The sequence below is a fragment of the Allocoleopsis sp. genome, assembly GCF_036703385.1.
Lineage (GTDB): Bacteria > Cyanobacteriota > Cyanobacteriia > Cyanobacteriales > Coleofasciculaceae > Allocoleopsis.
Map to the genome: position 1 here is coordinate 1 of NZ_DATNPA010000407.1, position 9,378 is coordinate 9,378.

Annotated in this window: 6 protein-coding genes; 5 read left to right on the top strand and 1 reads right to left on the bottom strand. The window is 48.0% G+C overall.

Going from position 1 to position 9,378, the window contains the following annotated elements; translation table 11 throughout:
- Positions 1-544 precede the first annotated feature (544 nt).
- Positions 545-1,093 (bottom strand): NUDIX hydrolase, encoded by a 549-nt coding sequence (locus tag V6C93_RS20100; RefSeq protein WP_333478450.1) that lies wholly within the window; start codon positions 1,091-1,093, stop codon positions 545-547.
- 36 nt (positions 1,094-1,129) lie between these two features.
- Between V6C93_RS20100 and V6C93_RS20105 the strand changes: the two genes are divergently transcribed.
- The 5 genes from V6C93_RS20105 to V6C93_RS20125 all read left to right on the top strand — a co-directional run.
- Entirely contained in the window at positions 1,130-2,167 is a 1,038-nt protein-coding gene (locus tag V6C93_RS20105) for an aldo/keto reductase (RefSeq protein WP_333478451.1), read from the top strand.
- Positions 2,168-2,582: 415 nt separating this feature from the next.
- On the top strand, positions 2,583-6,260 hold the full coding sequence (locus V6C93_RS20110; RefSeq protein ID WP_333478452.1) for a CHAT domain-containing protein: 3,678 nt from the start codon (positions 2,583-2,585) through the stop codon (positions 6,258-6,260).
- A gap of 436 nt (positions 6,261-6,696) precedes the next feature.
- A complete protein-coding gene (locus V6C93_RS20115; protein WP_414644218.1) occupies positions 6,697-8,241 on the top strand; it encodes a gamma-glutamyltransferase family protein in 1,545 nt (514 codons plus the stop codon).
- 78 nt (positions 8,242-8,319) lie between these two features.
- Complete coding sequence (locus tag V6C93_RS20120; RefSeq protein WP_333478454.1) at positions 8,320-8,604, top strand: transposase; 285 nt, start codon at positions 8,320-8,322, stop codon at positions 8,602-8,604.
- A gap of 570 nt (positions 8,605-9,174) precedes the next feature.
- A partial coding sequence (locus tag V6C93_RS20125; RefSeq protein WP_333478455.1) for a group II intron maturase-specific domain-containing protein occupies positions 9,175-9,378 on the top strand: 204 nt, incomplete at its 3' end.

Here is a 9,378-nt window from a genome sequence, read left to right on the forward strand (position 1 = left end):
TTCAGTCCCCTTGCGGGGATTAAGTAAGCGGAAAGCGAACCGTAACTCACTAAGCGAATATTGAGCAGCAACGAGATCTTTCGTTTCAGTCCCCTTGCGGGGATTAAGTAAGCGGAAAGTTAGCGCTCATGTCTTGTATTATGTATTCCATTGGAAGTTTCAGTCCCCTTGCGGGGATTAAGTAAGCGGAAAGACCGCCATCTGAAACCTTGATGGACAGAGGGTTCTACACAGGATTTTCGTGGGACTCTTTTTCACCCTCATTTCAGCCTCACTTATTGAAACCCATTCTCATTACCTGAGCGACTGAAAGCGCTCAAACTCTTTAATTGTCAAGGTTCTGGCGTTTTTCGTGGGACTCCCCGGTTTTTCGCCCCCGCTTTGACCTACGAAAATTCTTGCTGTACCCAGCATAAGCCAACTGCCTAATCTTGTCGAGATAACAACCTTGTTAGTCATCAGAGAAAATTCATTTTGCCTTCTATACCGAGTACCAATTACTCCGCCAGCTCTTTCAAGATAGGTCTATTTTAGAGCATTGGTATCAACTCAATTGGCTTTGCCACTCTAAAACCACAGCTCGACACTGAAGACAAGTTAAATCTTTAAGTAAGGTACGAATGCCTTCCGATGTATTGGGATAGGTAGCTGCCAAAATGTCAGGGTTTACTGATATCGTAGGCTCTATTTCTGCCACAAAACCGTAGAGTTTTTGGTTAGAGAACGCGCTATTGATAGGCCAGCCGCTAGGGTTGAGGAGAGTAAGGCGTGCGATCGCATCCTCTTTTATACCCAATTCCTTCTGTAAAATTTTTGGCACCACCGTTTCTGCTGTTTGCCCCTCACTGACACGTCCACCCGGAAAATCGAGCGTGGATTTTCCCAATCCAGGGCGATAATTCAGCATGGGAAGCATCAGTTTATCGCCGTGAATGGTCAAAATAACCACTGAATCTGCTTTTTCGACCCGCCAATAATCTATAACTTGTTGGGAATCATCTTGTAGATGTTCGCCAATTAAGGTGAACCAAGGGGAATGTATTTCCAGAAAGCGGTCTAGAGTTTTCCAGTGCTGTTGGCGAGTTTCATCCATAATGTTGTTCAGTACGATTGTCCGATAGTTAGGGTAATGCAATATAAAAAACTCGGCGATAGCGAGTTGTTGGTCTCTGAAATCTGCCTGGGAACGATGACCTACGGTCATCAAAACACCATAGACGATGCCAGTCAGCAACTCGACTATGCCGTTGCCCAAGGCATCAACTTCATCGATACGGCTGAGATGTACCCCGTACCGGGACGGGCAGAAACTCAAGGGAAGACGGAGGAATATATCGGCGAATGGTTAGTTCAGCAGCAGCGAGACCAACTCATTATCGCGACTAAGATAGCAGGCCCAACCTCTCGCTTAAGTTGGATTCGAGGGGAAAAACGCAGAATTGACCGTCCCAATGTCAAGCAAGCGGTAGAAGACAGCCTAAAGCGTTTACGCACAGACTACATCGACCTCTACCAAATCCACTGGCCCGATCGCTATGTTTCTCTCTTTGGTGCCCCCGACTATGACCCCACGCAAGAACGGGACACTATACCCATTGCTGAACAACTGGAAATTTTTGCCGACCTAATCAAAGCAGGTCAAATTCGCTACCTGGGTTTAAGCAATGAGACGCCTTGGGGAGTATGTGAGTTTTGCCATTTAGCGAAACAGTTGGGATTACCGAAAGTCGTCTCGATTCAGAATGCTTTCAACTTAATAAACCGGGTATTTCAGATTCACCTCGCCGAAGCGTGTCGGTTCAATAATGTGGGTTTGTTGTCCTATAGTCCCTTGGGGTTTGGTGTTTTGACGGGTAAACATCTCAATGGGACAGTGGAACAGTCCCGGATGGCTTTATTTCCGGGATTTGGTCAGCGCTATGACAAAACCAATATGATGGAAGCAGTAAGGGCTTATGTGGAAATTGCCCACAAGCATAACCTGACTCCGGCACAGTTAGCGTTGGCATTTGTGCGATCGCGCTGGTTTGTTACCAGTACCATTATTGGTGCAACCACGATGGGACAGCTTAAGGAGAATCTCAGCAGTTTAGAGGTGACGCTGGATAAAGATATTTTGGCAGAAATCGATGCGGTTTATGCTCGGTATCCTAATCCCACTCCATAAGCGATAAGTCTTCGATCATCAACAGTGTGCACCCATCATGCAGGAAAATAATTCTCCCCTAGTTTCACCTGCTTTCCCTGCCTGCTTTCAAGTCAGCCGCTTCTCAAAAAACTAAACATCTCCCCTAGGTTAGGTTAACGCTCTTCCCAATATCGATTTATCGATTAAACTTTGATGGGTTTTGCTATTCCTCTAGCCAATCTACAAATCTGAGTATTCAAGTACCGTGTAAGCTTCCGGGTGCATCTATCTGGGGAAATATATCTCCTCAGCTCAAGGTGGAATGAAGTTTACAGATTGACGCAAACTGCGTCTTGATTCTCTTGGGAATGGCTTCTGAGCGGGCACTTTTTGGGTGTGGCTACGACTTGATTCTTACCCTAACCAACAGGTGGCTACCAAAGGAGATTTAACGATGAAAAGAATAATCTTTACACACAATACTCATTCCTGCCCTAACTTTTTCCGACAAAAGAATAGGGTACAACAAGAAAAAATCCTGACTTTTTTCCTATTGCTTTTTGCTGGTTTTTTTTTGCCTTCTTTAGTACAGGCACAATCTATTGTTCCGGCGTCTGATGGCACTGGCACGGTGGTAACGCCTACTGGCAATCAACTTGATATCACAGGCGGACAACTGTCCAGCGATGGAGCCAACCTTTTCCACAGTTTCTCTCAATTCAACCTGAATCAGAACCAAATTGCCAACTTCCTCTCTAATCCATCGATTCAGAATATCTTGGGTCGAGTCAGCAGTGGAGATGCCTCAGTTATTAATGGTCTAATTCAGGTTACGGGTGGTAACTCTAACTTATTTTTGCTCAACCCAGCCGGGATTGTCTTTGGTTCCGATGCGAGGCTCAATGTGCCTGCCTCTTTTACTGCCACAACGGCTACAGCCATTGGTTTCGGCAATCATTGGTTTAATTCCACAGGTGTTGTTGACTATCAAGCACTTGTTGGAACGCCTAATACGTTTGCCTTCAATACCTCCACGCCTGGGGCAATTGTCAATGCTGGCAACCTGGCAGTCGGACAAGGACAAAATTTAACCCTTTTAGGCGGTACGGCAATTAGTTCCGGGCAATTGTCTGCACCTGGAGGAATGATTACAGTTGCAGCTGTACCAGGGGAGCATACGGTGCGCTTGAGCCAACCTGGAAGTGTACTGAGTTTAGACATCCAACCACTGACGGGAAGTGGCAGTCAACCGGAAGCGTGGACATTGCCCATTGCCTCTTTACCTCAACTATTAACGGGTGGCAATGTAGGAAATGCCACGGGATTGGCTGTCAACAGCGATGGCACTGTGCAGCTAACGGGTTCCGGCATCGGTGTAGAAACTGGGGATGTGGTGGCAAAGCACGTAACAGCTCAAACCGCAACACTCTCGGCTAACCGTAATCTAACCTTAGTGGAAAGCCAACTGGTCACGACTGGGGGACTGACTCTCCTGGCTAAAGATACGGTGCGAGTGCGAGATAGCGTGACTAATCCGTTTATAGCTCAGGCAGGGGGTAACCTCTACATTCAGGGCGATCGCAATATCGATATTTTGGCACTCAACCATCCCCAGACTCCGTTTACTAGCGGCGGTCAACTGAGTTTAGTCAGTAATGGTGATATTTCCGGTGATGCTCACTTTGCCAGTAATGGCTTCTCGATTCTTAACTTAGCAGGCGCTCCTGGTAACTTTGTCAGCCTTTACGACCCTATCATCAGTTCAATCGGTGATGTCACGTTTGGGAATTACACAGGTACCGCACTTAAGGTACAGTCTACAGGCAGCATCACGGCTGGGAATATCAGAATTACTGGCCCAGATACGGCTCTGCTTCCGGGTACCGATCCAGATATTTCGATTTTGCAGAGTAGTCCAGCCCTGATTTTGCGAGCGGGTGTGACTACTTTGGCCAATGCGTCGAATTTTCCTTTACAACAAGGGCAAACAACCTTTACCTCTTCTGGAACCTCGTCATCTCCGGGAACTATTACTGTCGGGAATATCGACACCTCCAATCAAGGTCAAGGCAGTGCTGGCCCTGTTATCTTATCGGCTCCAGGCAATATTACTACCAACAATATCACTTCAAACGATCAGGGACCGGGGAATGCTGGTTCTGTAACGATAACTAGCACGCAGGGCAACATTAGCACGGGTGATATAATTGCCAACGATCAAGGCCCAGGCAATGCTGGTTCCATCACACTTACGGCTCCAGGTAGTATTATCTACGGCATTACCAATGTCCAAAATCAAGGCCCCGGTAATGCTGGCACTGTAACCCCACCAAACCCCACGCCATCACCCAGCCCGAGCCCATCACCCAGTCCAAGCCCATCACCCAGTCCGAGTCCTTCCACAGGCTTAAATCCCATACCCGTTCCCACTCCGTCACCCACCTCAAATTCTTCAACTACCAATACCGGAGGTAGCTCAACCAACACTAATAGTGGTGGCTCAACCAGCAATACCGGAGGTAGCTCAACCAACACTAATAGTGGTGGCTCAACCAGCAATACCGGAGGTAGCTCAACCAACACTAATAGTGGTGGCTCAACCAACACTAATAGTGGTGGCTCAACCAGCAATACCGGAGGTAGCTCAACCAGCAATACCGGAGGTGGCTCAACCAGCAATACCGGAGGTAGCTCAACCAGCACTAATAGTGGTGGTTCAACCAGCAATACCGGAGGTAACGCAACCAGCACTGATAGTGGCAATACTAACTCGCCTGGAGCAGACGCAACGAATACCGATGGTCGAGTGCAAGAACCGACTCAACCTAATCCCAATGCTACGTCGGCTTCTGATGATGCTGAAGCACAATTTTTTTCCCGGCTTGAAGGGCTTTTCTCGCAACAATACCAAAACTATTTGGAGTTACCTCTTGATACTCCGGTTTCAACCCTGGCAGACGCCCGTGACATTCTTCTGAATATTGAGAAAGCAACTGGAGTTAAACCGGCACTCATCTATGTCGCGTTTTTACCCCAGAACACGATAAGTCAGCGGAGTGCCCAGTCAGCGTCAAGTCAGCAAAATCTCTCCTCCCACAATAGCGATCGCTTGGAATTGTTGATCGTCACGGCTCACGGAGCGCCCATTCGCAAGCCGATTGAGGGAGCAACGCGATCGCAAGTTATGAAAGTTGCAAGTGAATTTCGTTCGGAGGTCACCCGTGTCCAAGGTGGCACGAGCTATCAGGCTCCTGCCCGACAACTCTATCGATGGTTAGTGGCTCCTGTGGAAACGGAGTTGAAAGCCCGAGGCATTCAAAATGTAACGATGATCATGGATATTGGCTTGCGCTCTATTCCCATTGCTGCTCTCTATGATGGTCAACAGTTTCTCATCGAGAAATACAGTGTTGGCTTGATGCCCAGTCTGTCACTGACTAATACGCGCTACAAGGATATTAAAAACTCGCAGGTTCTAGGGATGGGAGCATCGCGGTTTGCGGAGCAAAAGCCCCTACCTGCTGTGCCGCTAGAATTATCTACGATTACTCACTCTCTGTGGCAAGGCGAGTCCTTTCTTAACGAGGCATTCACCCTAGAAAACCTTAAGGCACAGCGACAGCAGCAACCCTTTGGTATCATCCACCTGGCTACTCATGCATCTTTCCAAGCGGGTAATCCCAGCAACTCTTACATTCAACTTTGGGACACCAAACTACGGCTAGACCAACTTCGGCAATTAGGCTGGAATGACCCGCCTGTAGAGTTATTAGTCTTGAGTGCCTGTCAGACAGCGTTGGGGAATAAGGACGCTGAATTAGGCTTTGCAGGGTTAGCTGTACAAGCTGGGGTTAAGTCAACTTTGGGCAGTTTATGGTTTGTGAGTGATGAGGGAACACTGGGGCTAATGACCCAGATGTATCAGCAGCTAAAGCAGGTACCGATTAAGGCCGAGGCATTGCGGCAAACACAACTGGCGATGCTCAAGGGACAGGTGTACCTCAAAGGGAGCCAATTAGTCACTAGTCGTCAATCAGTGCCTCTTTCAGGAGAACTCGCCAAGATAGGAGACAAAAATTTTGAACATCCTTATTATTGGGCTGCTTTTACGCTCGTTGGCAATCCTTGGTGATGAGCAAAGATATAGCGGTTCTCGGTTGAATGCGGTACACTCTGACCTCTCTCCTACAAGGAGACCGCTGGCGAATTTAATATTGGGAAATATTGGCGACGAGACAAAGGTTTTTCCAGCCCCCCTAACCCCCCAATTCTGGGGGAAGATTTCAAAGTCCCCCAAAGTTGGGCGATGCGAGGGGGCTTTCAGGCGTTTCACAACATTACAAAATATTTCGCCAGCGGTATCCTACAAGGAGAGAGGCTTTGATTCTTTCTCATCTTCCCATGTAGGGAAGGGGCTGGGGGTTAGATTATTCTGATGTACTTCACGCATCTGAGAAAGGCTATATCTTGGTAGAAATTGATGTCGTTGATGCTCGGTATCCAAATCCAACCCTGTGAACGCTCCAAATTTAAATAACTATCCTTATCCTTCGACACGACGAGTAGTTATGGGCAAGCGCGGTGCTGTGGCAACTAGCCAGCCTCTGGCAACTCTGGCGGGGATGGAAATGTTTTGGGCTGGGGGAAATGCAGTGGATGCCGCCTTAGCAACTGCGATCGCACTAACTGTCGTCGAACCCACCTCCAACGGCATTGGTTCAGATGCCTTCGCTTTAGTCTGGGATGGCAAGCTACACGGACTCAATGCTTCCGGCAGAAGTCCCCAAAACCTCACGCTGGAGCATTTTACGGGAATGGAGCAAGTTCCCTCCCTGGGCTGGCTGCCTGTAACTGTACCAGGAGCCGTATCCGCTTGGCGCAGTTTATCGCAACGCTGGGGCAAGCTACCCTTTGAGCAGTTATTTGAACCCGCTATTCGGTATGCCGAAGCCGGTTTCCCTGTGTCGCCTATAACCGCTACTCTCTGGAAACTGGCGGAAGCTGTCTACTTGCCCCTGACTCAACCTGAATTTCAGCCCTTTAAACAAGTCTTTTTCCCTCACAACCGAGCACCAGCAGCCGGGGAGGTGTGGAGAAGTGAGGCTCATGCTAAAACTTTGAGAGCGATCGCAAGCAGTGGGGGTGAGAGCTTTTATCGAGGAGAAATTGCTGATGCGATCGCCAATTTTGCCGCTTCCACCGGTGGTTTTTTGACCACAGCTGACCTCGCTGCCCATACAGCAGACTGGGTAGAACCCATCTCCACAGACTATCGCGACCTAACCGTTTGGGAAATTCCCCCCAACACTCAAGGTATCGCGACGTTGATGGCCTTAAACATCATAGAAGAGTGTAACATCCATCAATATCCTCGCGAATCCCCCCAAAGTTATCACCTGCAAATCGAAGCCATGAAGCTAGCCTTTGCGGACGTTCATCGGCACGTCGCTGATTCTCGCTTTATGGAAGTAGCTGTTGAGCAGCTTTTAGACAAAGCGTATGCCAAACAGAGGAGTCAGCTGATTGGACAACAGGCCATTCCCCTCGCTCAATTCGGCTTACCTAAAGGTGGAACCGTCTATCTCGCTGCTGCTGACTCTGAAGTCATGGTTTCGTTTATCCAATCCAACTATGAAGGCTTTGGCAGTGGAATTCTCATTCCCAACACGGGCATAGCCTTGCAAAATCGAGGCGTCGGCTTTTCCTTAGAAGCCGGTCATCCTAATCAAGTGGCACCCACTAAACGCGCCTTCCATACGATTATTCCCGGTTTTCTCACACAAGGCAATCAACCCTTAGGGCCATTTGGGGTTATGGGGGGAGCGATGCAGCCACAGGGACACTTGCAAGTGGTGCTCAACATGGCTGACTACGGCATGAATCCTCAAGCAGCTCTCGATGCACCCAGATGGCGCTTTCTATCTGGAAAGACTGTACTTTTAGAACAGACAGTACCCGATTATGTAACACAGGCACTAATGGAGCAGGGTCATGATATTCAGGTAAGTACGGAGGACAGACATTTTGGGAAAGGTCAAATTATTCTTCACCGTGAAGGAATTTTCATTGCAGCCTCAGATCCTCGCGCTGATGGGTTAGCAATCAGTTTATAGCAGTTCTTAGTAAAAGGCAGAGGGCGGGTAGTCAAGTCTAGCGACTTAGTAGCCTATGAAGACTTGAGAATTCGCAACATGGTCAAGTGCCACAATCGCGCTAGGTCAATATCTGACGCTAGCTGGTATCAGTTCAGATTGTGGATTGAGCATTTTGCTAAAAAGTTTGGAAAAACGGCAATTGCCGTCCCTCCTCACAATACAAGTCAGGAGTGCTGTATCTGTGGGAAGAAAGTTAAGAAAGAACTTCGTGAAAGAGTTCATTCTTGCACATGTGGTTTAACCATCCATAGGGAGTGCGATTCGTTCTGGAGAAACCTAGAAATGGGAGGATTCCAGGCTTCTGTTAGGGTAACCGATTAGGTTGAGTTCGCACTTAAATCCCCAACAGATGACAACTTAATAACCATGTGGGTGAGGATTAGTATCCTAGAACCTCCAACTCCCACCCTCCAAGCGCAGGAGTGAAAGCACTTCCCCTACGGTAGAGACTAGCCATCAATCCGTAAAGCGGGGATGAAAATCAAGCCCTGTTGGGAGCCTTACCCGACAACTGGTAAGCAAGTACCCATGAATAACGAAAGTGAAGATGCGACTACCCATCAAGAGGATTAACCAGCGAAATAAGGTCTGATACGCTGGGAGTCCCAAAAGGGCAAGGTCAGGGAGTCAATGGTGTCTCGACCAATTGATAAGCGCTTCCCATAAACCTGGTGGAGAGCATCGTTCTGAAAGGTACAACCAATGGTTATTAGGAACGAAATAACCACCCGTATGCTCTCTGAGAAGGTCGATTCCCAGAGTAGGTGCTAACCGGATGCTACGGAGTGGAAAGATTGAGTCAGAAGCGAATGCCTTGGGTAATTCCAAGGATAAGCAGACAGACTCACGGTAATTCGGAAGGTAAAGCTGTAAGTAGACAGTAAATAAGTCATGAACACGGCAACAAAACCGATGTATGAATGGAACCAACTACCCTGGCGCAAGCTGGAAAAGGTAGTTAATACCCATAAAGGAACCTCACAAAAGAGGCTGATAGAGAAACTAAACCCTATCATACGAGGATGGACAAATTACTACTCAACGGTTTGTAGTAAAAAGGCATTCTCAAAAATGGATGCTCAAATTTACACCTTA

Excerpts from the sequence above, each read along its gene's own strand:
- V6C93_RS20100 (WP_333478450.1), bottom strand. The coding sequence starts at position 1,093 with ATGGATGAAACTCGCCAACAGCACTGGAAAACTCTAGACCGCTTTCTG.
- V6C93_RS20105 (WP_333478451.1), top strand. The coding sequence starts at position 1,130 with ATGCAATATAAAAAACTCGGCGATAGCGAGTTGTTGGTCTCTGAAATC.
- V6C93_RS20110 (WP_333478452.1), top strand. The coding sequence starts at position 2,583 with ATGAAAAGAATAATCTTTACACACAATACTCATTCCTGCCCTAACTTT.
- V6C93_RS20115 (WP_414644218.1), top strand. The coding sequence starts at position 6,697 with ATGGGCAAGCGCGGTGCTGTGGCAACTAGCCAGCCTCTGGCAACTCTG.
- V6C93_RS20120 (WP_333478454.1), top strand. The coding sequence starts at position 8,320 with ATGGTCAAGTGCCACAATCGCGCTAGGTCAATATCTGACGCTAGCTGG.